Here is a 22821-nt window from a genome sequence, read left to right on the forward strand (position 1 = left end):
TGAGACGCGACATGTCGCGTCTGTACTGGATTTTTCTTTGGCTTTCGCGCCCCATTCAAGGCTGGGAAGGCAGATCTACAATTATTCACTGCCCATCAAAACCAATTCTCAATTTTTCATTCCTGATTTTTAATTACTATTGCCCGGTAAAAACCGTTGGAGCTGCCTGCTAGGGGCCTTTGCAGCACCTGCTATTGTGTTGGAAGGTGGGACTGACCTTATTTCCCTTTTAAACGGGAGTACAACTCCCTCAGAACGAGGGGTTGAAGGTTTTTAAAAGCCCTCTACTACTAATCCGGGGGTGTTCATTTTTTCACCGATGAAAAAATAAACGAAAAAAATCGCCGGCGGAGGTAAACTTGACCTGAAGGGGGCGTCGCTCCGCTAAAAAAATCACAGATTTTTTCTTCACGCTCCCCTCCGCACCCTTCCGGGCGGTCAACTTTACCAAGGCCGGGAAAGCCAGGCTGCCATTTTCCGCTGCCCACCAAGACCCATTCTTCATTCTAAATTTTAAATTCATCATTTCCCTTCCGCCCTATAGAAATTTTTGTGGAGTAAAGTGCCCGGAGCCAGAGCGTAAAGAAACCATTGTTGTCTGAGATCCGCGTTTTTAAGCGGATCGAGTTCAATGGTTATAGCGGCGGCGCAGGAAACGCCACAAAAAATTCTCAGGCGGCGAGTTTTTTGGGTTCGTTTTTTCCTCGTCGAAAAAATGAACAAGAAAAGAAGCGAATAAAACTCCAAAAGAAAGAGAGACCTATTCCTATAATACAGGTGTTCCTTTTGGCTTGACCCAAAAGGAACTCAACAATCAAGGCTGGGAATGGGGCACCCGCTCCGGCCTGTACAGGCGTGGATGTTGATGGTCCGTCCCGCTGGCTGCCTGCTATCAAGGTTCTCACCGGTGCAACATCCACAACCCCCTGCGTCGGCCTCCGCGCCCCATTCAAGGCCGGTTGGCATTTATGGCCTCTTCCTCATCAGACAGAAATTCTTCCGGTAGGAGAATGGTGCTATAACTCGTTCATACGACCTCCTCCTTCGAAATTCATCTTTCTTAATTCTACATTCATCATTCCCATCCCCCGGCGGCGATTTTTTTGGTTCCTTTTTTCATCGATGGAAAAGGAACAAAGAAAAGTGATAGGGTGGCTTAATAAAACAGAAGAGTATTTCCAATTCGTTAAAAAAGAAATTGTACCATCCCATATATCAGCAGGGTGGGAATATAGGCCGACAGGCGGTCTCTCAGTTTTTGCAGCGTTCTCCTCATATGCGTTTCCACCGTTTTTATCGATATGTCGAGATAGTCCGATATCTCCCGGTAGGTGAGCCCCTCTTTTCTGTTTAGCTCGAATATTTCACGTCCCCGGGGCGGCAGGTTGGCAATCTCCGCTTTAACCGCCTCAATAAACTCCCGGTCGTCTGACTCCCTGTGATGAATTCGCTGAAAAAAATCTTCCCGCTTTTTCTTTTTGGCCTCCGATATATACCGGTCTACAATTTTTTGGTGTTTAATATAATCCAGTGCCTTGTTTCGGGCGATCTCGAATAAAAATCCTCGCAGGTGCCCGGAGGGACTCAAGTTTTTGCGATCGTCCCACACATCGGTAAAGACCTCTTGTACGATCTCTTTGGACAGCTCCTCCGAACGAACATACTTCCATATATACCGGCACAGGGGCGTGTGATACTTCAGGAAGGCGATCTCGAAGGCATACTCCTCTCCCTCGCGTATGCGCTGGATAAGTAATTTTTCCCCGTTTTTACCAGGCTTCTTCCTGCTCATCCTTTATCCCATACTATGACGGCTGTTGTGTTTGCACTGCTATCCCAAAATTAATCCCTTTTTTAAACCTACGGCTGCTGCAACCAAAGTGCTACTCTAATGATCCCGTTTTTATGTTCCGGCAGTTTTCCAACTTTTAACGGAGCAATAGCTCCCGGTTTCTCAGTAATCCCCCCCTCTTAAGGAGATCCACTCCAGCTCAACCACGAGCTGGGTGGATACTTAGGGTTTAGGGAAAAACGTTCCCTTCCAGCTACGTAGATTGTGAATCATCATGTCTCCAGAAATAATCCTGCTTCAAATTATTCTCTGACTATTCGGAAAGGGTTACGATTGAAAAGCCGGCTACCCTTACATTTTTATCCAATAAACAGAATTTTAAGTTTTCAGCAGGAGGCAAGATGCAAACTTACGGTTATTAGCTACATTCCCCTGAATGAATGTTCGTTTTTGGGCCGTATAAAAATGAACAGGGAAGGATGGTTAGAAAGCCCCAACAAGAAAATAGTAGCAGTTTTTTTAAAGAAGAGGTGTCCCTTTTGGCTTGATCCAAAAGGAACGTAAAAAATCAAGGCAGCGAATGGGGCAAACGCTGCAGCCTGTGCAGGCGTGGATGTTGATGGTCCGTCACACTGGTTGCCCGCTATCAAAGCCATCACCGGTGCAACATCCACCCCCGCCTGCTTCGGCTTCCGCGCCCCATTCAAGGCCGGAAAGGCCAATCTATATTTTTGCTCCATCTCCTCGTCAGACAAAAGTTCTTCCGGTTTCGGAATAATTGCTTAATACGTTCATACGATCACCCCTTCGAAATTCATCATTTCTAATTCTTCATTCATAATTCCCATCCCCCGCCGGCGATTTCATATGGTTCGTTTTTTCATCGATGAAAAAATGAACTTCCCTGTCATGATCTCACCGTCTCAGCTGTCCAAATTTGAAGGTCATGGTTGCGGAGATTCCGGAAAAATCACCGTCACTAAAGCCCGCCCTGCTAATGCCATTGGTAAATCGATAGCTGAGTCCCGCTGCAATGCGGAAAAAGCCGGTGATATTAACCTCGATATTGGCGCCCGGTTCAAACAGGAAGAAGGAATCTTCGCCTTCATATTCCATGTCGTTGTCCATTCTCGTACTCAAACTGCCACCGCCAACCATGGCCGACATGGTATAGTGAATGAGCCGGTGCGATCGGTCGTAGAACTCCACTTCTACTCCTCCGTAACCGATATCCGTGTAATAATCGGTCCCGGGCTCGCCATAATTGGGATCGGGCACTTTGTGATCGGTGGCAAGACCGAATCCCCCGCCACCCAGCGAAATGGCACGCCCGCCCTGTTTCAGGTTGATAAGCCAGGCACCCCGGCCTCCGACCCATACGCCCGGGGTGCCCGCCACATCGCTTATCTTGATCACGGGACCTCCGAATCCGCCGTGAGATGCAACCCCGTCAAACAGCGTTTCAGTCTCCTGGCCGTGGATTTGCTGAATTGCCGATAGACTCAACAGAAGTGCGATCAATAGAACAACCTGTTTTTTCATACGTGTGTTCAGTTTTTCTATTAGCTTTTTTATTCGATCCGTATATCGCAATTACTTTTAAGAGGGCTTAACAAAACCCTCACTTATTCGTTCTGAGGGAGTTGTACCCCGGATTTCTCACGAGTATTTTGGATAAAATCATGTAACTTTATGAATGACCATAACTTATACCATTTTCTACTGCCAAATTATCATTACAGTATGTAATAGGCTGCGAAATGAGTCTTTCAGCTGCGTTGAACGTTGAGCCTGCCGTTAAATGACACAAATCGATGTGTGGCAGGCTCATTTTCTTTCGCAGAAACCTGTTACTGCTCAGCAGAGGGATCAAGAAGCGCATCAATGATGTGAACAATCCCGTTGGTGCCGGCCAGGTCGGGTTCGGTGACGACTGCATTCCCGTTGATGGTTATGGTATCCCCTTCTCGTCCAATGCTGATCTCTTTGCCGTGAACCGTCTCAATCGTTTGACCGTCGACGAGGTCATCCGCTGCTATTTTACCGGGAGCGATGTGATAGCTTAACTGGCTTTCCAGCTCCTGCGGGTCGTCGGGCAGCGACTGCTCTTCAAATACGGACTCCGGGGCCACAAAAACTGTATAGCCCTCTTCATGATCCTCCTGCAGCATCGACGCCATTTCTGCCTCCCGGATGCCCTCCTCAAAAGTCTGGAGCGCGTACCGCTTGCCAATAATATCGAATACGGGAAGAAACCGGTCCGGCAGTAACACCTGATCCACGGCGTGTACGAGTCCATTGGTAGCCTGTATATTACCTGCAATGACGGCGGTCGTATCGTTAACGTAGATACTGTCGTCAAGTACAAAATAGAGATCGCCTCCCTCCCGGGTCTCCAGCGCCTGGCGCTCTTCAAAATCGCTGCCATAGAACTCATCTTCAATGATGTGATACTCAAGAATCCCGGCCATCTGATCGTTGGAAAGGGTATCCCGCATTTCATCGGGCAAATTGTCAAATGCCTCGTTGGTCGGCGGAAATACGGTGTAAGGCCCGGTACCGGTCAACACCGATTCCAGCTCCGCATCCTCAACCGCCTCTACAAAACGCTCCAGTTCGGAATAGCTCTGCGCGGTTTCCATAATATTGAGCTGCGGCTCCGAACCGGACCCACTGTTAAGATCACAGGCAGCAAAGGTTAGTATCCCCAGTATACAGGTGGCTGAATAAATATATTGTTTTATGCTTGTAACGGTAGTCATAGGTTCCCTTTTGAGTTGATTAAGATTTTACTCGTTAAATAACCGTTCAGTTATATTCCTTTTCAGGCTATTTTCACTAAATAATACACACTCGGTAAAGGGTGTAACTAACGTGAGTTCTATTGGCTTCCAGCCTTAACATTGTTTCTTAATTTCCTGGGGCAGGTCTTTAATGAGGCTGTCCTTTTCCGGGGGATTAAGAATTAAAAATGAAGAATTAGAAATGATGAATTTCGAAGGGGAGGTCGTATGAACGAGGTATAGCAATCATTCCGAAACCGGAAGAATTTCTGTCTGACGAGGAGATGGAGCAAAAATATAGATTGGCCTTCCGCCCTTGAATGGGGTGCGGAGGCCGACGCAGGCGTATTGTGGATGTCCTGCCGGTGAGGACTTTGATAGCGGGCAGCCGGCGTGACGGGCCATCAACATCCGCGCCTGCACAGGCTGCAGCGTGTGCCCCATTCACCGCCTTGATTGTTGAGTTCCTTTTGGATCAAGACGAAAGGGACACCTCGCTTGGGAAAACAGCTTTTTTATTGGAGACTTCCTGACCAGCTGTCCCTGTTAGTTTACTCCCGGTTTCAAATTCACTTCAATGGTGGGATGGGCCTCCGGGGCGTAGATCGCATTCATCACTGTAAACGGCAACGTTACGTTGTTCCGTTTTTCTTCTGTTTTGACCAGCAGGGTTTTGGTGCTGTTGGGTTCAAGGGTGAACAGGTTCGCATCTTCGTGAAAACTGTAGGGACTTTCGTTTTTGAGTATAAATTCCGAGTGGGTGGGGTTTTTAATTACCACTTCCAGCACCGAGGTGTCGCCCCGGTACCCCGCCGACTGAAACCGGATCGACTCTTCCAACAAGGGAACAAGATACTCGGAGTGGCCGATAAAGGTATCTTTAAACCAGACTACCGTGCGTCCCTCCACCAGTGCCTCCTTAATGCTCTGCTTGGTTTCACTCTCGGCAAAAACAAGCGTAATGGAGCGGTGACCGCCGTGCGGGATATCATACTCCCAGTCCGTAAGACCATGAATATCCGAAGTGCCCATAATCGTCAGGTCATGGTCGAGTGCGATCTGCAGTGCTTCCTCCGAATAGGTCTGCACGTTGACCACCTCAATACCGTGGAGGAGCCCCTTGCTGATCAGCTGCCGGTGCATATCGCTGAGCCGGGCAATTCCGTCTTTACGCTGGGCGGTCCAGTGCGGGTGATTCCAGAATACAAACGCGCCCTGCCGGTTGGCCTCCTCAAACGACTCCATCGCATCATCCACCAGCAGCTTGTTGGCATCTTTTACAAATACCGCGTTCGAGTGACCGGGCGGCATATCCCGCGTAATCTCCGACCCGTTCACCACTGTCAATCCGGTATTTTCCGCGGAATTCATTGCCACTTCGTACGACCGGTTTCTGTCGGGATGCGGAATATCCTCTTCATGGGGCTGATACTCCAGGTGCTCTGTAAATGCGACTACATCGAGCCCCTCGCGCAGCGCCTCCTTCACCCGGATATCGGGCCACACGCTGCCGTCCGAAAATACGGTGTGCATGTGAAAATCTGTTTTCAACGTGTGATATCCCGGGATGTCGGGGAAGGTGATTTTTTGGTCATGCTCGTGATCATGGCCGTGGGTATGGCTGTGCCCATCTGTCTGGCCAAAGACGGGCAGGGCAAAGAGCGCGGAAAGAATAAGAATAGAGAAAACTTTTATAACTTTATCCATAAGAATAAAAGGTAACGTTAGGAGGTTAATTAACTATAAACAGTTTGTTAACACTGTTTTATTACCGGGTAGAGCAGAACCTTCCATTTTGTTGGGAGGTAGTTGTACTACCGACCCTGGTGACCGTTAAAACGGGAGTACAACTCCCTCAGAACGAGGAATTGAGGGTTTCGCAAAGTCCTCTTTAACAAGTACGATTTAAATAAAATAACATAACGCGTGAAAGATAACAGCCCTATTGCCGGATCATGCTTCTTAATTTCAGATATGCAACAGGGGCGTCCGTATGTATCCCCCCGTTCTTCCAATTCTCTATTGACAGCAATATGAACTCGATCAAAAAAATTCTTGTCCTGGCAATCGCCCTGCCGGTTGTACTGGTTCCCGCTGCCGCCAGCGGACAGGTTGATCTCAACCAGCTGGAACCGGAGGAGTACTTCGATTTCTGGGTAGGCACCTGGGATCTTACCTGGGAAGCTCCCAACGGGGTGATAGAAACGGGAACCAGCACGGTTGAGAAGATCCTGGATGGCAATGTGCTGCTGGAAAACTTTGAGGCAAAATCAGGACGTTTTGCCGGTTACGAGGGAAAGAGCTTTTCGGTCTACCAGAAAACAACGGGCAAATGGCGACAAACATGGGTGGATGACAGCAGCGAGTACATCGACTTTGAAGGGGTGTTTGAAGGAAATAAACGAATATTCACCACGGAAGGTCCGGGCACAGATGGAAACCGCCTGCTGAAAAGGATGGTTTTTTACAATATTACGGACAGCTCCTTTACATGGGATTGGAAAACCTCTCCTGACAGCGGTCAGACATGGAACCTGGCCTGGCGTATCCATTACGAAAGGAAGCTGTAGTATCTCGACGGATTTTGACCAGAAATCCGTTCCTGACCGGTCCCCGGTCCTTTTTCAGGGTTGTACTATTTTATAATATATTACAGCTTCGTTTTCGGAGTGCCGCACGCTTCGATCGTGATCAAAAACCTAATCGCATTATTACATCATGACTTACCAGGAAATTACAGACGGCAACAGCCTAATAGAAAACTTCATGGACAGCACCATTAAGATTGAACAGGAAGATGTCAAGGATATACCGCTGGCCTTTCTCGCGACGGAAGATCTGAAATTTCACATCTCCTGGAAATGGCTGATGCCGGTCGTCATCAAGATTGAGGAGGACCTGGGACATACCGTCCATATCGCTGGCAATCGCTGCCAGGTGGTGGTCGATGACGACACTATTTTTGAGGCGGAAGCGGACAAAAAGCTGGAAGCCGTCTGGAAAGCGATCGTCGACTTCCTCGATGCGCAATAACGCATTGAAGGGCAAAACCGTAGTGCTTTGAATTTCTTTGTTAGCCCGGATTATTCACCAAGAAATTTAGTTGTGCACGAGGCGAAGGGGAAATGACCGCGCAAAATTGAGCTGCCGGTTATTCTCGCTATATACAATAATATCAATGTCTCAAGCTGTAATAAATTCTGTTTCGTAAATAATCCGGGTTAGCTCATTAGGTATAACGGGTTTACCAAATACCCTGGATCTAAGTTCAATTATTATAAGGAGGAGCCGTTTCGGTTTCCGGCCCCTCCTCTGTTTATCCGATTACCGTATTTGTTGCCAGACCTGGTGTTGCCTGCCCTACTTGTAGGTGACAACTCTTCCCCAGATGTCGTTGGTGCCCCATATGCCCTGGCGGGTGGTCTCAAGCTGTACAATCTGGCTGTGATCCACGAAAAGGTTCACTTCGGGACCGTAGTTTTTGATATACCACTTGAATACCCTGGGGTCGGCCGCTTCAAACATCAGCTTTTCGAGCCCCAGCCCGTTGATAAACCGGGCAGGCACTTCCACTCTCCAGGGATCGGCATTTTCTGTGATTCCCTCGGATTCAATCATCACAAGGTAGGCACCCGCATCAAGGAAACGTTTGGCCTGTTTTACGGCATAATCCACATCCTGCACTCCCTGGTTTTCGAGCGCCTCCTGCGCGGTGTCGCCGCCGGCACCAAACTGGATACCGATTTCCGGCTTGGCTTTAAGTCCGGCGGACTGCACATCCTCGATCAGCCGCAGCCAGTCGTCGGAGGGAATGGAGATAAAGCCGGTAGAAATTTCGATGATATCAAAACCGAGCTCCCTGCACTCCCCGATGTACTTTTTGACTGCGTCTCTGCCCTGCGTCACTACATACTCCATGAACCCGCCGGTGGAAACCAGCGTGCCATATTCGTGTGCCAGGTCGTTGATCTCCCGGATCTTCTCTGGATTCATAAAGGTGAAGGAGCCTCCGGCAAACTTGATGCTGTCTACATAGTTGCCGCTGGTCTCCAGGATGTCACGAAAGTACCGGGGACCAAAGTTGGAATAGTAGGCCGCACGGATTTCTGTGAGACCGCTGGTTCGCGGCTTTGTTTCACGATCGTTGCGCTTGAGCCAGTCAAATGCGATTGGATTTACCTTGAAGTCTTTGGTTTCTGTTTCCATGGTCTTTCTCCTTTTTTGCTGTTTGGTGAGTTGTTCCAAAAAATTCTGTTCAACAATTTCTGTTCCTTCATTGAATACTCGGATCTCTCCGGTGAACTGTGGCCGGCCCGTCACGAAGCTGCCACGGGGTGGACGCGGGCAAGCAGTGCGGTTAAATCAGTAACCTGGTACTGCTCAAAATTCCTGACGAGATCGACAACCTGCTCCTCCAGCTCCGGCTCCACAAAAGGGCCGGCCAGGTGGTGAAATTTTTCGCTGATGAAATCCCAGGAGGCGGGTCGCGTGTGAAACCCCTCGTAGTCATGCTTTTCGATACTCACCGCTTCCCCGTTTTTAAAGTGGATGGTGATATCGCAGGCTTCTTCGCCGGGGAAGCGGTCGGAGTATTCCTGTTTCTCGCGGACTTCCACTTTTTGCAGCAGCGACTGGATATCCCCGCGCCGGATCCGCTCAGGCTTGTACTGGGCGGGCAGGACATTGCCGTCAAGCAGCGCCGCCGAAATCATATATGGCAGGCTGTGGTCGGCCTCCTCCTTGGTCCGGATATTTTTCTTGTCTCCCTCTTCTCCGCCGCCGATGATATGGTATGCCACATCAAAGGTATTGAGCTCGATCTTCTCAATCGTATCGGGATCGATATCGTGACGCTCCCGAAGCTCGATTACCCCCTCCAGGGTCGACTGTGAATGGATCTCCGCATTGTATTTTTTGATGATGGTGGAATTCACCCGCTCCAGGTCCTCATTTCTCCAGTCGATATAAAACGGGCCGGCGATCGACTCCTCAAACCCCTTGTTGCCTTCAAAAACTTCTTCTGGCCCGGTGATTCCCCGCATCGCCAGGAAAGCGGCATGGGTTGACGTCCACCCGGCAGATGGGAAGGCCAGCCCTTTCCAGTTCGAGAGGGTTCCCGTGCGGCTCACGCGTAGCGCATTGTAGGCGGTTCCGGCAATCGCCAGCGCGTTGGCGGCCTGCGCGGCATTGAGTCCCAGTGCCGCAGAAGCGCCCGCCGCCGCGCTGTACGACCCCTGCACGGTGTGATCAAATCCTTTATCGCGGACCGGGGCTTCATCGCTCAGCCGGCACTGCACCTGGTAGGCGACGCCCAGGGCCGTCAAAAAATCTTTCCCGGAGCGATCGGCATATTCTGCGGCGGCCAGCACGCTGCCGATATTGTCTGAGGGGTGACCTGTTTCATTTTTGGCCAGGTAGCTGTCGTTATAATCCAGGTAGCGCACCAGGGCCGAATTGTAGAATGCCGCCCGGTCGGGAGCGGTCTTGCCCCCGCCGATGAGGGTGGCCAGCGGGTTGCCCCCGAAATCATCAAGCTGCGCCTTGATTCGCCGGGGCGGGGCTCCCTCCTGCGCGCCGATGGCACAGGCAAGTGAATCAAGGAGCCTTATTTTAAGCTCCCGTACTGCCTCTCCCGACAGGTCTTCAAATTTTTTTCCGGTAACGAATGTTGCCAACTCTTCAATTCGGGTCATCATTGATCCTCCGTTTATTGTTCATCGTTCACTAGCCAAGGAAGCCTTATTTAGAACGATTCTCAATAAGGGAGAGGCGATTACTGCCATCGCCTGAATCGATGAGGGTCAGCCGAAAACCTCGAGCTGGGAGGGAAGGTTGTTCAGGATTTCGCGGCGTACGACCTTGGTCAGGCGCTTTTTCTGGAAACCGCGCGGCGTGACCATGCTTATGGTGCGGGAGGGAACCGGGGGCTCAAAGCGGCGAACCATCTCTTTTCGGCGGTTGCCCATGTACATGCAGGCCAGCTCCGGCAGTAGCGTGAGTCCCCCGTTCAAATCAATAATTTTGCGAATGGTTTCCAGGGAGCCGCTGGTGTAGGTGATATTTTTTAATTTTTTGACCAGGGAGATCTCCGCTCCCGTTTCTCCACTGTCCACAAAAAGGTTACGGATCTCTTCGTGCAGGATCGTCTCCTCGAGGGGAATATCCGAGACCTTGATTTTTTCGTGAGCTGTCAACGGGTGATTCCGATCCAGATAAACCACGAATGGCTCTTTGAAGAGGGGCGTTTCGTAGGCATTTTCCCTGCGGTAGGGTGATATGATGATACCCATATCCAGGCGCCCTTCTTCGAACTGCTCTTCCATCTCCTGCAGGCCCACTTCCGAGATGAAGAGTTCCAGCCCGGGATACTTTTTTGACAGCGACTGAATAAACAATGGTACCAGGTAGGGAGCCAGGCTCTGCTGCACCGCCAACGTCAGTGAGCCGACCGGCTCGTTGTCTTTTTTCCGGGCAATTGAAATGAACTTTTCCTTTGCTTCCAGTATCTCCCGCGCCTGCTGCAACAGGTCCTCTCCTTTCATGGTGGGAACGACGGGATGGCGGGAGCGGTCAAAAATGACGATATCAAATTCCTGCTCCAGCCGCTGAATTTCCTTGCTCAGCGTAGACTGGGCGATGTCGCAATGTTCAGCAGCCTTGGTAAAATTTCGATAGGTATCGACCGCAATAATATAGTTCAGCTGATTAAAATTCATCACCCTTGGTTTACCTGGTGTTTGGGATGTTTTCTTCAGAGTTGAAGGACGTGCGTTCTATAACTTAGATGGCATCCGCCATCGGAGGTTCACTGTTGTCCAATACTGATTTCTTTCCTCCCGGTAATAATAACGCGTTTATCGGTTAAAAAATAACTCCGCTCTCTTCAGCCCGTATTTATCACGATATAGCTTGGGATAAATTTAACCTAATGGCAGGCAAAAGGTTACAATATATCTTATGACAAGATGGAACTTTTTACTAACGAGAATCTAAAGGTCCGTTTTTTGATCATTCAAAAAATGAACACCCTGTTTCACCGCTTATAAATTAACCTGAGTTCGGCATAATTGTCTCAACCGGATGCCTGTTTGCCTTGAAATGGCAAGGAAACAGTCCCTCCTTGAGGAGGATGGGCCAATCGCATGGGTCTGGCGATTGGGTCGGAGGTGCAGGTATATCCTAGAATAACACCCGAGGCTGAATGAATATAAAAAACGCGGCGTCGATGTTATGTTTACCGGCGTCAAGGGGCCGGTGCGGGATATCTTCAGACGTTCCGGCCTTGACGACGTCATAGGACCCGACCAGTTCTACCTGGATATCAGTCACGCTGTGGAAAACCTTGAGGAAGAAAGCGAAGAAAAATCACACCTGGCCTGAATATCGCTCTGAATAAGAGTAACGAGGAGAAATTCTCATTCCCGTACAATGTCCAACGAGTATGTGGCTGAATGCTTCGTCTCACGCCTGGATAACCACAGTATTCAACGCATCACTGCCATTTTAAGCTATGCCAGGTTTTTCGGTATCAACGGATGCAGCTTCTTCCTTTCGACTTTTTTCCGCTAGCTCGATAGCTGATTTATATAAAACGACCCGTAAAACTTCATTTTTACCTATATCAAAATATATTTTCATATGCGATACTTCTCATAAAACGATTTATATCCCATCAGCCGGGCGGCCGGTAGTAACAGAAAATTGAGGATTTTTTGAAGCCAAACCGGAGGCCCTTCCCCGAGGTAGGAGTCAAAATACTGGTTAGACAGGGCCATCTGGAAAATCATCCGGGGAGGTTCGGCGTTTTTTTCGTCTTCGTCCATAAACCCGTAAATCTGGCTGAGGTACACAACAAATTGGGCCGGCATAATCACTTCACACACCACGGGCTCATCCGCCGGGTTCGAGGGTTTGTGGGGAACTCCCCGCGGAATGGTAATCTCTTCTCCGGGACCGAGCTTCTGCTCCTCCCCGTCCATGGTAAGTGTCAGTTCACCCGACCGGATTTTGTAGTATTCATCCCACTTGGTTTGAATATGCACCGGAGGCCCATTGGCATTAGGATTGAATGTCAACTTAAGCTGCAGGTTATCACCTTCCCGGCTCAACACCTCTAGCTTGTTTCCTCCTCTCCTGGTCTCAAAGACATCACCCGGCTCAAAATATCGCTCTGGGTCGGGTCGGGTTTCCGGGAAAATAATCAGGTGAAAGAGGTAGCCTACAGACAAGTAACTCGCGATGAATAATCCAATTCCGAGAAGTATCATCATTGATCCTGGTTTATTAGAGCTTGTATTTTTCGTAATAAGATTTGTATCCCATCAGCCTTGCCAGAGGCACAAGCAGAAAATTTTGCACTTTCTGGACCATTACCGGGGGACCCTCACCCAAATACGAGTCGAAATACGGGTTGAACATGGCCATCTGGAATATGATCTCTGGCGGCGTGGCATTATCCGGGTCTTCCTCCAGAAATCCGTAGGCCTGATTCAGATACACCACAAATTGAGCCGGCATGGCCACCCCGCTGATTACCGCAGGTTCATCAAAGGAGTTATAGGGTCTGTGGGGAGTCCCCGGCAGAACCGTAAACCGCTCTCCGGCTTCGAGCACTTTTTCTTCTCCATTCACGTGCAGATTTATCTTCCCAGATTCAATGATAAAGGTCTCTTCCCAGCCGGTATGGATGTGAAGGGGAGGCCCCTCCGAATGGGGAGCGACTTCCAGCGTGAGAATCAGATGGTCTCCTTCCTGTCTTTCAACGGTTAAGGTGGTTCCGCCTGCCTCAGAGTCGATCACATCTCCGGGTTCAAAGTAGGTTTCAATATCGGGCCTGGCTTCGGGAAAGACGATGAGGTGCAGGAAATATCCCACCGAAAGATAGCTGGCAAGAACCAGCAAAATTCCGAGTAATACTCTTTTAAGACTATCCATAACCGGGATTTCCTCTTTTTTATTGAACATAGCTCCCGGCTGGAATAAAGTATTGTAAAAATGTTACCTGCAGCTTAGCTTACGATGCTTTTCGGGGATATTTCTTGATTTCAGATAATCAGACGGGGTGAAACCGGTGTATCGTTTAAAATCCCTGATGAAATGACTCTGGTCGTAAAAACCATATTGACAGGCTATGCGGGCCCATGAAATCTGGTCTGTGTTGTCGATTTCCTTTAATACCCGGTAGATGCGGTGGATTTTCTGGTATTGCTTGATGGTAAGTCCCGCTTCTTCCTTGAAACGCTGAACCAGGTGCTTACGGGTGAAACCCGTTTTGTCGGTAAGCTGTTTGACCGTGAGCCCTGGCTTCCGGTTGAATTGATTGAGGATAAAATCGGAGATTAGTTGCGAATTATGATTGGTTTTGGGCTCTATACTCTGGAGCCATTTTTTTAAGATTTGAAAACGTTTAATCGTTGTTGGCGCTTCTTGAAGAGTTGAAATGAGGGCTTCCAACTCCCTGTCCATAATATCTTCAAGTTGCAGTACATGATCGGTAAACGATTTTTGAGGAACTCCCAGCAATTTGTAATACCCGTTTGGGGTGAACCGTATACTTATGAAATGACAGTTCCGGGGATGCCAGGCATTCACAAATTCCGTTTTGCTGCCCTGAATGGTGCACTGCTCGATAACGGCTGTTTTGCCCCTTACATTTCCCCGAATCGGCTGTGCAAGATTAATAAGAATTTCCGGGGTATTTCGCGGGTAGAGCCGCTTGGTGGTTTCCACGGCATGGCCCCGAACTTCAACGATATCCTTAATAAAACCCAGAAGAGTCGGGCTGCGGAATTTAGTAAACGCCAGGTTATGAATGGTTTTCTGCTTGAACATTACCCTCAATCATTAGTTTCCTGCTTTAATCCATTTTCCCACTTCTACGTACCTGTATTTCGGGCCAAATGCATCTTTGAATTCTTCAATCACTTCATCGCTGCTGTCGTGTCCACCCACACCTGTAATACCGATGTCCCGGGATTGTAAACGTTCAATATTATTCAAAACGTCCTCGTATTCAATCGGATTTAGCGGACCTTCGCCCGAAGCCACCAAACGCTGCATGTTCAGGCCAAGCACGTTGATCCGCCCCTCCGGTACGGGATAATGTAAATCTCCGATAATTCCATAAATGGGTTCCTCAAATACAGCTTCTGTTCTCTCAAGAATCCGGGATAGCTTCTGGTGTCCACAACCCACAATTACCACCAATCCCTTTCCTTCAAGGTTGACGGCCAGTGCCTGTTCGTCAATCCGTCCAAAATACAGTTTGCGGGGAATGGTGCCGATGCTTGCCACTCCTTCAGTAATGACGGTGGGATCAGGCGTATGAGTGGGTGAAATAGCAGGGTAGGTCATAGGGACCGGGGTAAATACATTTTTCCCACTCAGATCTTTTTGTTCGTTACCCAATGAAAAGCTTCCTTCATCCACCCATTTCTGGCCGCCCACATGGTCGAAGTGGTTATGTGAAATAAAAATTATATCAATTTCATCCAGAGAGATTTCCAGTCGGCCCATATTATATTCCAGGGGTGAAGGGCTTTCTCCATCTGCATTCTGGCCCAAATCAAATAATATGGTAGCGGAGTCTGTTTTTACCAGGTAGGAGACCCCCATCTCGGTTTTTAAATCGGGGTTTGACGTATGCCAGTTTACCAGTGGAAGAATGGATAACCTGTTGGTGCTGCCGAAATTCCGGATTTGGGGAGGCTGGTATTCCCGGTATTCTTCATTAGCCTGGGCAACCCCTTTATTATGAAAATAGAATGACACGGATATACCCCCGGTAGCCAACAGGAAAAATGCCAGAAGTGCTGCCGCCAGTATCTTAAATATTTTTACCATTGGGAATCTCCCCGAATTTTAACACTAAGTTCGGGTTCGCTAACCGGTTTCAATCAACTGCTTGCAGTTGTCAACCGACTGACGAAGATTTTTGTGCATCCGTTTTTTGATTACCAACGTTTCCACCAGCCAGCCCAGTGGACGGAAATTAGGCATTAGCTGATACTCGGTGGTGTGGAACAGCGTGCTGCTGCCGTCTCCGTTGTCTTCAACCCGCATCGTCAACGTGGCCTTGAAGTCGGATTCGCTGCACTCATGGACCTGCACGTGTGGGGCATCAAACCGGGTGACCCTCCATTCAGTTTCGGACTCTTTCGGGCCGATTTTTGAAGATTCCCGGTACACCGTTCCCTCCCGAACCGGGTTTTCCGTTGTTTCAACCAGTGATTTCATTACTACCACCCACTCCGGCGCTTTTTCAATGTCACTGATACATTCCCACACCTGTTCTTGAGATGCCTGAATATGCTTTTTGATTTCTACTCTAGGCATGAGATTCTGGTTTTGTGTGACGATTTTTTAATCCTGTCAGTTTTTTTCTTTGACGCTCAAAATTGAAACTGGAAGCATCAAAACCTAACGGATCTATGACTGCTTACATCACCCATCTTTTTGAGATACGACAAGTGAAAACCCGGGCTGCTTCAGCTTTTTAAGCTTTGTTTTGGTAAAACCCGCATCCGCAAGCCACTCCTGAACCGTATCGAAGGGGTAGGAACGGCCACCCGAAAAAAGAAACAGGTTCAGTCCGGCCAGACCGGCTACCGCCCTGGCAAATTTTGATCCCTTGATTCCCGCAAATTGATCCACGATGGCCACCATCCCCCGGTTGGTGGTAGCTTTCGATAATTTTTGAAACAGTTCCTGGTTTCCCTCTGGACTCACTCCGTGAATAATGTTTCCCAAAAAAGCAAAGTCGTATCCTCCCGGAAGTTCGTCCTTTTCAAAATCCCGTTCCACGAGATCAATGCGGTCCGCCATTTCGGGATGCTCTTCCAGTGTTTTTTGAGCCTCTTTCAGACCAATTTCCCAATCCAGAACCGTGCCTTTCAACCCGTCATATTTTTCACAAAAAGCAACCGTATATAATCCGTGACTTCCTCCCACATCCAACATGGATGCGGCTCCCTCGGGCAGGTCAATTTTGCCAACCACTTCATCCACCGTGCCGGAGGCCAGCCAGCGCATGGAGGCCTGGTACCCGCGTCCCACTTCTCCGCCTTTGACGTGCTCCCAGCCATATACTCCGCTTTCCGGGGCTTCCTTGATTCCGCGCGCTACATAAGGCAGAGTGTGGGCAGCCTGGTGTCGAAAATAGGGAGCCATCGTCTCCAGCAGATCTATTGGCATATCTTTGGCCATTTTGGTCAATGCGAGCTTGCCATCTTTCCGGGTCACATATCCCATCGGTTCCAGAGCCTTCACCAAGTTTTCAAGTCCCCGCTCGGAGGCGTTCATTTTTTCGGCTAAAGTTTCCAGGTTGGCCGGCTCTTCATATAAATATCTAAAAAAACCGGTTTCCATCGCTCCGATCATGGCAAAGAATTGAAACATGGGAAGGCCCATATCTGTAAGAATGCCGGGAATAGTTCCCCTGTTGATCAAAAAGCGTTCTATAAAGTTCGGTTTTAAAGGCATAACATGCTATTTAGTTGCGACTAGAAGCGTGAACCCCGGGCTCTTCCTCAATGGCTTCACCATTGAGTTTGGGAATCCAGCCCTTTTCAACCAGCCTTTTACCTCATTCACTTCATACGCCCGGCCATTGGAAAAGAGAAATAGGTTCCAGCCGATTAACGAAGCGGTGGCACGGGTAAATTGAGATCCCGATACATTATCGAATTGATCGAGGATGCCGATGGTACCCTTGTCGGTTAACTTTTCTCCCAGCCTGTTGAACAGCGCCTGATTTTGCTCCGGCCTGTTTCCGTGAATGATATTCCCTAAAAAGGCATAATCGTAACCCTCTGGAAATTCATCCTCAAAAAAATCGGCTTCCAGCGTATCGATCTGATCGGCCACGTCGGTTTCCTGCTGCAGGGTTTCCTTCGCATTTTCGATGCCGATCGGCCAGTCCAGTACCGTGGCTTTCAGTTCGGGATATTTCCGGCACATCTCCACGCAGTACAACCCGTGGCTTCCGCCAATATCCAGCATCTTTTGAGATCCTTTTGGCAACTTTATCTTTTTGGTCACCTCTTCCACCGTGGAGCGTGCCAGCCAGCGCATAGTCACCTGGTAGCTGCGCCCTATTTCACCGTCTTTTACCGAATCCCACCCGATTACCCCTTCTTCGGGAGCTTCTTTTAACGCCCGGTTGACATGCTGCAGGTTTAACAGGTTCTGTTCTTTGATAAAGGGTACCATGCCACTGAACAGATCGATCGGGATAGATTTTTTGGCATACTTTGTAAGCGAGTAGGTGTCATTCTTCTTGCTGACATATCCCAGTGGTTCGAGCACATTCAGCAGGTTTTCCAGGGCCCGTTCATTGCACCCGGTTTTGCGGGCAAGCTGTTCGAGTGCAGCCGGCTCCTGCCGCAGAGTTTTGAAAAGCTGAATCTCCCCGGCTCCCAGTATGGCGCTGACTAAAAACGTGGGAATAGCCCCATCCAGGAGTAATCCCGGTATCAATCCCCATTTAATCAGCTGACGTTCGATAACGTTTGGACGTAGTGGCATGACCCCCTCCCAACTATCCCTAAAACATATAATTATCCCTAACTATATAAATATTAAAATTTTACCTTTATTTCTACATTTTACCTTTATCCTTGCCAAGTTTCTCATCTGGATTAATCCATGCTTCCTCCAGCTACGCTTTCTCTCATAAAAATCTTATTTTATAATGATATGCGTACAAACGTCGTGCGACGATTTGAAATACCTGAGCTTTAAAACCGTTGGTATTTTCAGGTCGCCCGTTTCCTAGAAAAAACATAAGTCCAATAAAAACAATTACTTAATTAGGTTTATGGATTCTCTTTATCCAAAATATGATGTCATTGTGGTAGGAGCTGGTCACGCGGGCAGCGAAGCTGCCGGGGCCGCTTCCGAGATGGGAGCCAAAACGTTGCTCATTACCATGAACCTGGATGCCATCGCCAAAATGTCCTGCAATCCCGCAATTGGCGGAGTTGCCAAGGGGCAGCTGGTCCGCGAGATCGATGCCCTGGGTGGACTCACCGGCACTGTTGCAGATCAAACCGGGGTACAGTTCCGGATGCTAAACCTGAGCAAGGGTCCAGCCATGTGGAGTCCCCGTTGCCAAAGTGACCGCGCGCTTTACAGCAAAACGATGCGTATGGAGCTTGAGAAAAAGGAGAATCTTCATTTCAGGCAGGACAACGTCATTGACGTACTTACCGATGACGCGGGCAAACACGCCGTAGGGGTAAAAACACAGACCGGGCAGGTCTTCCTGGCCGACAATGTAGTGCTGACCACCGGTACCTTTGGAAACGGGCTGATGCACATCGGACTGAAAAATTTCGGCGGGGGAAGATCCGGCGAACGAGCCTCAATCGGTATTTCAGCTGCACTCGAAAAGCTGGGTTTTGAGGTGGGACGGCTCAAGACCGGTACCCCGCCCCGCCTTGACGGCCGCTCCATCAACTATGACAAACTGGAGATCCAGTATGGCGATGAAGATCCCTCACCCTTTTCGTTTATGACAAAACAACTGCCCTCCCGGGATGAACAGCTTACCTGCTGGATCGGGTATACCGACCAAAAAGTTCACGATGTGCTACGCTCCGGGTTTGACCGGAGTCCCATGTTTACCGGCAGAATTGAGTCTATAGGTCCGCGTTACTGCCCGAGCATAGAAGACAAAATCGATCGTTTTTCGGACAAAGACAGCCATCAACTATTCCTGGAACCTGAAGGGTGGGACACCTACGAAATGTACCTGAACGGGTTTTCCACCTCCCTCCCCGAGGATGTACAGTACAAGGCCCTGCAGACGATTCCCGGCTTTGAAAACGCCGTGATGCTGCGCCCCGGTTACGCCATCGAATATGATTATTTCCCGCCCTACCAGATTAAACGCAGCATGGAGACTAAAATAGTAGACGGACTCTTTTTTGCCGGACAGATCAACGGCACCACCGGCTATGAAGAGGCCGCCTGCCAGGGACTCATGGCCGGCATTAACGCCGCCCTCAGATCAAAAGAAAAGGAGCCGCTTGTCCTTAAACGATCCGAAGCTTACATCGGCGTACTGATCGACGACCTTATCACCAAGGGCACCGAGGAGCCGTACCGCATGTTTACTTCACGGGCGGAGCATCGCATCTTGCTGCGCCAGGACAATGCCGACCTTCGCCTCACAGAACTCGGCCACAAGATCGGGCTGGCCTCAGACAAACGATTTGAACAGTACCAAACCAAGAAACAAGCGATCGACCAGATACATGACCTTTTTGCGGAGTATACCGTCTACCCCGAAAAGATGGACCCGATGCTTCGGCAGCAGGGTACCTCCGAGCTCTCCCAGCCAGTCAAGGCGAAAACACTGATTCCCCGGCCCGAACTGTCTATCTTTAACCTGCTCGAGGCCGACCCCCAGCTCAGGGATAAAGCAGAAAAAATAAGCACTGATGAACTCGTATTTGAACAGGTTGAAATCCAGATCAAATACGCCGGATACATCGAAAAAGAGTTTGAAATGGTAGAGGAGATGAAAGAAAAAGAGGATATGGAGATACCGGAATCCCTGAAGTATGACAAGATCAACTCCCTTTCAACCGAAGGCCGCAACAAGCTCGACCGCATCCGCCCCGAAACCCTCGGGCAAGCGAGCCGTATTAGCGGGGTTTCTGCCAGCGACGTGGCGGTACTCATGGTATACTTGAAAAACTAGCCACCTGCCTGTTTGCATGCCAACAAACACATCCTTCAATAACCCCAAATTCAAATAGTTTCACGTGGAACATCACCACATCAATTACCAAAAGGTTTCACGTGAAACCTTTACAGCTGTTGACCAACTGATTGAGAAGTACCGCTCCCCTTTGGAGTCCTACCTCGACCGGCTTTTCTGGTGGAATGAGCGGGTGAACCTGGTCAGCCGCGACGTTTCACGTGGAACGGTCTGGGAGCATATCCGTCACTCGCTTATTTTAACGCAGTTTCCAGTGTACCGGAAGGCCGACCATGTCGTCGATGCCGGGACCGGCGGCGGACTCCCGGGAATTCCGCTGGCGATCGTGTCCCCCGAAAAATCTTTTATTCTGAATGATATCGTTTCCAAAAAAGTGATGGCCATTCGCCAAATCCTCATCAATTTAGAACTTGAAAATGCCCTCTCCAAGACAGGATCTGTGCAAGAGATTCCCTTCCCCTCCTCTTCCCTTTTAATCTCCAAGCACGCATTCAAAATTGACGAGCTCTGGAATATGACGCATGACAAACCGTGGAATACAGCAGTTTTTTATAAAGGAATTGACTTCCAGCAGGAATTAAAAAGTATTGATACACCGCTGGAGGTTGACTGCTTTAGCCTTTCCCGGGGACCTGATTTTTATGATGGGAAAGGTCTTGTCATCATTAAGCGATAATCATGTTTGCTTTGGCTACAAGACCCTTTGCTTGTACACTAATAGGGCTGTTGCAAAATCCTGAATTCCTTATTCCGAGGGAGTCGTACTCCAGTTTCATTGGTTATATATGGTAGTTTTGTTCACGGTCCAGGGAGTGTTCACCATATTAAATGCAATGAATTGGAGGAATTAGCGGAAAAACCTTGTATTTAATAACCCATTTAGACTTGCAAGTTGCTGGCAGGTCATGAGTTAGCATCTGCCTGGGGAAGGCCCTATTTAGTTTATTTTAACACTTTCAATCCTGTTATAACCACCGGAAACCAATATGTCGCGCTCTTAGAGAGATTGATAAAACCTGTTACCTTTAACTCAAAAGTTACAATCTTCATCGAATAGCTTTACCGTTCAAGGTCAACTTAACATTGCAACTGGAAAACATGCAGGATACGTTAACGAGGCTTATTCAACAGTAACATGATCTCCAATTAATTTATTAATGCTACCATGGCATACCTGGCAAAATGCATTGTTTACTTGAGGCTTTGAAAAACCAGGAGTTTTGTTCAAGGCTAAAGCCTGAGCGGATTTGAAACCGCAGTTTATATCATTATAAATGAGGATTTAGCCCCCCCCCAAAATGCCGGAATTGAGCAAAACAACGGTTTTGCAAAGCCCTCTACTTGTCTCCTATCACGCTTCAGCCAGACAATTCACCAGCAGTACCTTCTTTGCAGGGATCCTGAGAAAACCGTTTTTTATATCTAATTAATAAACATTTTAAATCCACAGCATGAATAGCAATGAACGCCGCATGAAGCTGATATTAATGCTTCAGCAATCCACCAAGCGACTGACCGTCAATGATATAGCCGAAAAATTTAATGTCAGCAGGCGCACGGTTTTTCGGGATTTTAACAGCCTGTCAGAGATGAACGTGCCGGTCACTTGGGATAAACACAAGGGCTACGGCATAATGCGGGGTTACAAAGTTCCCCCGCTGATGTTTACCTCGAGGGAGCTGGCTACTATATTGGTGGGACTCAATTTTGTGAAGTCGCAAGTCGACAAAACGATGGTGGAGGATGCCAGGGGCGTTGAGCTTAAAATAAAAGAGGTGCTCCCCGGGGAACTGAAATCGCTTATGGAGACGCTGGAAGAACGCACGGTTGTAGATCCATTTCTTAACTACGGACCCGAAAAAAAAGAAGGGGGTAACTGGTACCTGGTAAGTACGGCGACCTCTGAAAATAAGCAGCTTCAATTTTCGTACTTAAGCAAATCAACGGGCGAAGTAACTGAGCGGAAAATCGACCCCTACCTGCTGGTTTTCTATCGAGACCACTGGAATGTGATCGGCTGGTCCCACAAAAGAGATGATTTCCGAAATTTTGTGCTCGATCGCATGTCGCAGGTCAAAATATTGGACGAAACATTTACTCCAAAACCCGATATTGACGTAGAGGCCCTAATTTTTCGATTTGACGGCAAATCTCATTTAATCAAGGTAGATGTATCCGAACCGGTTTTACGCCGCTTTAAAAGCAATTTACCGACAAAGATTATTAGGCAAAAAGAAATAAAACCTGATTTATTTAGGTTAGAATTTAATTTCGATAACCTAGAATTTATAAATAGCTGGTTGTTGCAATTTGGAAACAATATAAAAGTGGTGTATCCTGAAAATCTCATAGAAAAAAGAATAGATTTACTAAATAATATGATTGACAGTACCAGGTAAATAGCATCGTATCTTTTGTTCCTGATTTTCATCCACAACGCAGAAGACGATACCATTTCGAAGTTTGCTGCCCTGTGACAGCATGCTGGGTATTAAAATCCAGGTAACTTACGTTGCATC

At 48.5% G+C, this 22821-nt stretch carries 23 protein-coding genes; 6 read left to right on the forward strand and 17 right to left on the reverse strand.

The window, feature by feature from the left end:
* Window positions 1-313: 313 nt before the first annotated feature.
* From ACG2E4_RS06510 to ACG2E4_RS06535, 6 genes are all read right to left on the reverse strand, one after another.
* Window positions 314-526, reverse strand: a complete 213-nt coding sequence (locus tag ACG2E4_RS06510) for a hypothetical protein (RefSeq protein ID WP_395276052.1) — start codon at window positions 524-526, stop codon at window positions 314-316.
* Between the two features lie 660 nt (window positions 527-1186).
* Entirely contained in the window at window positions 1187-1792 is a 606-nt protein-coding gene (locus ACG2E4_RS06515) for an RNA polymerase sigma-70 factor (protein ID WP_395260233.1), read from the reverse strand.
* A gap of 422 nt (window positions 1793-2214) precedes the next feature.
* Entirely contained in the window at window positions 2215-2547 is a 333-nt protein-coding gene (locus ACG2E4_RS06520) for a hypothetical protein (protein WP_395276053.1), read from the reverse strand.
* A gap of 160 nt (window positions 2548-2707) precedes the next feature.
* Window positions 2708-3334 (reverse strand): hypothetical protein, encoded by a 627-nt coding sequence (locus ACG2E4_RS06525; RefSeq protein ID WP_395276054.1) that lies wholly within the window; start codon window positions 3332-3334, stop codon window positions 2708-2710.
* Window positions 3335-3642: 308 nt separating this feature from the next.
* A complete protein-coding gene (locus ACG2E4_RS06530; protein ID WP_395276055.1) occupies window positions 3643-4554 on the reverse strand; it encodes a fasciclin domain-containing protein in 912 nt (303 codons plus the stop codon).
* 567 nt (window positions 4555-5121) lie between these two features.
* Window positions 5122-6282 carry an Sb-PDE family phosphodiesterase gene (locus tag ACG2E4_RS06535; protein WP_395276056.1) on the reverse strand — a complete coding sequence of 387 codons (1161 nt, stop codon included), beginning with the start codon at window positions 6280-6282 and terminating at the stop codon, window positions 5122-5124.
* Window positions 6283-6608: 326 nt separating this feature from the next.
* Between ACG2E4_RS06535 and ACG2E4_RS06540 the strand changes: the two genes are divergently transcribed.
* Both ACG2E4_RS06540 and ACG2E4_RS06545 read left to right on the forward strand, forming a co-directional pair.
* Window positions 6609-7145 carry a hypothetical protein gene (locus ACG2E4_RS06540; RefSeq protein ID WP_395260225.1) on the forward strand — a complete coding sequence of 179 codons (537 nt, stop codon included), beginning with the start codon at window positions 6609-6611 and terminating at the stop codon, window positions 7143-7145.
* A 148-nt stretch (window positions 7146-7293) separates the two neighbouring features.
* Window positions 7294-7608, forward strand: coding sequence for a hypothetical protein (locus ACG2E4_RS06545; protein WP_395260223.1), 315 nt, complete (start codon window positions 7294-7296; stop codon window positions 7606-7608).
* Window positions 7609-7935: 327 nt separating this feature from the next.
* Here the strand turns inward: ACG2E4_RS06545 and ACG2E4_RS06550 are convergent, their stop codons facing one another.
* The 3 genes from ACG2E4_RS06550 to ACG2E4_RS06560 all read right to left on the reverse strand — a co-directional run bounded on the left by ACG2E4_RS06550 (window position 7936) and on the right by ACG2E4_RS06560 (window position 11291).
* Window positions 7936-8781: a phosphosulfolactate synthase gene (locus tag ACG2E4_RS06550; protein ID WP_395260221.1), complete on the reverse strand. Its 846-nt coding sequence runs from the start codon at window positions 8779-8781 to the stop codon at window positions 7936-7938.
* 110 nt (window positions 8782-8891) lie between these two features.
* Window positions 8892-10268 carry an MmgE/PrpD family protein gene (locus ACG2E4_RS06555; RefSeq protein WP_395276115.1) on the reverse strand — a complete coding sequence of 459 codons (1377 nt, stop codon included), beginning with the start codon at window positions 10266-10268 and terminating at the stop codon, window positions 8892-8894.
* 108 nt (window positions 10269-10376) lie between these two features.
* Window positions 10377-11291 carry a LysR family transcriptional regulator gene (locus ACG2E4_RS06560; RefSeq protein ID WP_395260220.1) on the reverse strand — a complete coding sequence of 305 codons (915 nt, stop codon included), beginning with the start codon at window positions 11289-11291 and terminating at the stop codon, window positions 10377-10379.
* Between the two features lie 481 nt (window positions 11292-11772).
* On the opposite strand from ACG2E4_RS06560, the gene ACG2E4_RS06565 reads away from it, so the two are divergent.
* Window positions 11773-11955, forward strand: a complete 183-nt coding sequence (locus tag ACG2E4_RS06565; protein WP_395260235.1) for an STAS domain-containing protein — start codon at window positions 11773-11775, stop codon at window positions 11953-11955.
* A gap of 123 nt (window positions 11956-12078) precedes the next feature.
* On the opposite strand, the gene ACG2E4_RS06570 is transcribed toward ACG2E4_RS06565, so the two are convergent.
* The 8 genes from ACG2E4_RS06570 to ACG2E4_RS06605 all read right to left on the reverse strand — a co-directional run bounded on the left by ACG2E4_RS06570 (window position 12079) and on the right by ACG2E4_RS06605 (window position 18099).
* Complete coding sequence (locus ACG2E4_RS06570) at window positions 12079-12213, reverse strand: hypothetical protein (protein ID WP_395276057.1); 135 nt, start codon at window positions 12211-12213, stop codon at window positions 12079-12081.
* On the reverse strand, window positions 12210-12845 hold the full coding sequence (locus ACG2E4_RS06575; protein ID WP_395260217.1) for a cupin domain-containing protein: 636 nt from the start codon (window positions 12843-12845) through the stop codon (window positions 12210-12212). The genes ACG2E4_RS06570 and ACG2E4_RS06575 overlap by 4 nt, the downstream gene beginning before the upstream one ends.
* Before the next feature lie 13 nt (window positions 12846-12858).
* Window positions 12859-13509, reverse strand: coding sequence for a cupin domain-containing protein (locus tag ACG2E4_RS06580; protein WP_395260216.1), 651 nt, complete (start codon window positions 13507-13509; stop codon window positions 12859-12861).
* A 63-nt stretch (window positions 13510-13572) separates the two neighbouring features.
* Window positions 13573-14406 carry a helix-turn-helix domain-containing protein gene (locus ACG2E4_RS06585; protein WP_395260215.1) on the reverse strand — a complete coding sequence of 278 codons (834 nt, stop codon included), beginning with the start codon at window positions 14404-14406 and terminating at the stop codon, window positions 13573-13575.
* A 12-nt stretch (window positions 14407-14418) separates the two neighbouring features.
* On the reverse strand, window positions 14419-15417 hold the full coding sequence (locus tag ACG2E4_RS06590) for an MBL fold metallo-hydrolase (protein WP_395260214.1): 999 nt from the start codon (window positions 15415-15417) through the stop codon (window positions 14419-14421).
* Window positions 15418-15456: 39 nt separating this feature from the next.
* Entirely contained in the window at window positions 15457-15909 is a 453-nt protein-coding gene (locus ACG2E4_RS06595) for an SRPBCC family protein (protein WP_395260212.1), read from the reverse strand.
* A gap of 108 nt (window positions 15910-16017) precedes the next feature.
* A complete protein-coding gene (locus tag ACG2E4_RS06600; protein ID WP_395276058.1) occupies window positions 16018-17055 on the reverse strand; it encodes a methyltransferase in 1038 nt (345 codons plus the stop codon).
* A gap of 6 nt (window positions 17056-17061) precedes the next feature.
* Window positions 17062-18099, reverse strand: coding sequence for a methyltransferase (locus ACG2E4_RS06605; RefSeq protein ID WP_395276059.1), 1038 nt, complete (start codon window positions 18097-18099; stop codon window positions 17062-17064).
* A 292-nt stretch (window positions 18100-18391) separates the two neighbouring features.
* On the opposite strand from ACG2E4_RS06605, the gene mnmG reads away from it, so the two are divergent.
* From mnmG to ACG2E4_RS06620, 3 genes are all read left to right on the forward strand, one after another.
* Entirely contained in the window at window positions 18392-20281 is a 1890-nt protein-coding gene (gene mnmG / locus ACG2E4_RS06610; protein ID WP_395276060.1) for a tRNA uridine-5-carboxymethylaminomethyl(34) synthesis enzyme MnmG, read from the forward strand.
* A 64-nt stretch (window positions 20282-20345) separates the two neighbouring features.
* Complete coding sequence (locus ACG2E4_RS06615; protein ID WP_395276061.1) at window positions 20346-20978, forward strand: 16S rRNA (guanine(527)-N(7))-methyltransferase RsmG; 633 nt, start codon at window positions 20346-20348, stop codon at window positions 20976-20978.
* 775 nt (window positions 20979-21753) lie between these two features.
* Window positions 21754-22701 carry a helix-turn-helix transcriptional regulator gene (locus ACG2E4_RS06620; protein ID WP_395276062.1) on the forward strand — a complete coding sequence of 316 codons (948 nt, stop codon included), beginning with the start codon at window positions 21754-21756 and terminating at the stop codon, window positions 22699-22701.
* Window positions 22702-22821 lie beyond the last annotated feature (120 nt).

The organism is Halalkalibaculum sp. DA384 (genome assembly GCF_043951955.1).
GTDB lineage: Bacteria > Bacteroidota > Rhodothermia > Balneolales > Balneolaceae > JAMQKA01.

What these genes read in the sequence shown, in the direction of transcription:
- ACG2E4_RS06510 (WP_395276052.1), bottom strand. Translation starts at nt 526, where the DNA reads ATGATGAATTTAAAATTTAGAATGAAGAATGGGTCTTGGTGGGCAGCG.
- ACG2E4_RS06515 (WP_395260233.1), bottom strand. Translation starts at nt 1,792, where the DNA reads ATGAGCAGGAAGAAGCCTGGTAAAAACGGGGAAAAATTACTTATCCAG.
- ACG2E4_RS06525 (WP_395276054.1), bottom strand. Translation starts at nt 3,334, where the DNA reads ATGAAAAAACAGGTTGTTCTATTGATCGCACTTCTGTTGAGTCTATCG.
- ACG2E4_RS06530 (WP_395276055.1), bottom strand. Translation starts at nt 4,554, where the DNA reads ATGACTACCGTTACAAGCATAAAACAATATATTTATTCAGCCACCTGT.
- ACG2E4_RS06535 (WP_395276056.1), bottom strand. Translation starts at nt 6,282, where the DNA reads ATGGATAAAGTTATAAAAGTTTTCTCTATTCTTATTCTTTCCGCGCTC.
- ACG2E4_RS06540 (WP_395260225.1), top strand. Translation starts at nt 6,609, where the DNA reads ATGAACTCGATCAAAAAAATTCTTGTCCTGGCAATCGCCCTGCCGGTT.
- ACG2E4_RS06545 (WP_395260223.1), top strand. Translation starts at nt 7,294, where the DNA reads ATGACTTACCAGGAAATTACAGACGGCAACAGCCTAATAGAAAACTTC.
- ACG2E4_RS06550 (WP_395260221.1), bottom strand. Translation starts at nt 8,781, where the DNA reads ATGGAAACAGAAACCAAAGACTTCAAGGTAAATCCAATCGCATTTGAC.
- ACG2E4_RS06555 (WP_395276115.1), bottom strand. Translation starts at nt 10,268, where the DNA reads ATGACCCGAATTGAAGAGTTGGCAACATTCGTTACCGGAAAAAAATTT.
- ACG2E4_RS06560 (WP_395260220.1), bottom strand. Translation starts at nt 11,291, where the DNA reads ATGAATTTTAATCAGCTGAACTATATTATTGCGGTCGATACCTATCGA.
- ACG2E4_RS06570 (WP_395276057.1), bottom strand. Translation starts at nt 12,213, where the DNA reads ATGAAAATATATTTTGATATAGGTAAAAATGAAGTTTTACGGGTCGTT.
- ACG2E4_RS06575 (WP_395260217.1), bottom strand. Translation starts at nt 12,845, where the DNA reads ATGATGATACTTCTCGGAATTGGATTATTCATCGCGAGTTACTTGTCT.
- ACG2E4_RS06580 (WP_395260216.1), bottom strand. Translation starts at nt 13,509, where the DNA reads ATGGATAGTCTTAAAAGAGTATTACTCGGAATTTTGCTGGTTCTTGCC.
- ACG2E4_RS06585 (WP_395260215.1), bottom strand. Translation starts at nt 14,406, where the DNA reads ATGTTCAAGCAGAAAACCATTCATAACCTGGCGTTTACTAAATTCCGC.
- ACG2E4_RS06590 (WP_395260214.1), bottom strand. Translation starts at nt 15,417, where the DNA reads ATGGTAAAAATATTTAAGATACTGGCGGCAGCACTTCTGGCATTTTTC.
- ACG2E4_RS06595 (WP_395260212.1), bottom strand. Translation starts at nt 15,909, where the DNA reads ATGCCTAGAGTAGAAATCAAAAAGCATATTCAGGCATCTCAAGAACAG.
- ACG2E4_RS06600 (WP_395276058.1), bottom strand. Translation starts at nt 17,055, where the DNA reads ATGCCTTTAAAACCGAACTTTATAGAACGCTTTTTGATCAACAGGGGA.
- ACG2E4_RS06605 (WP_395276059.1), bottom strand. Translation starts at nt 18,099, where the DNA reads ATGCCACTACGTCCAAACGTTATCGAACGTCAGCTGATTAAATGGGGA.
- mnmG (WP_395276060.1), top strand. Translation starts at nt 18,392, where the DNA reads ATGGATTCTCTTTATCCAAAATATGATGTCATTGTGGTAGGAGCTGGT.
- ACG2E4_RS06620 (WP_395276062.1), top strand. Translation starts at nt 21,754, where the DNA reads ATGAATAGCAATGAACGCCGCATGAAGCTGATATTAATGCTTCAGCAA.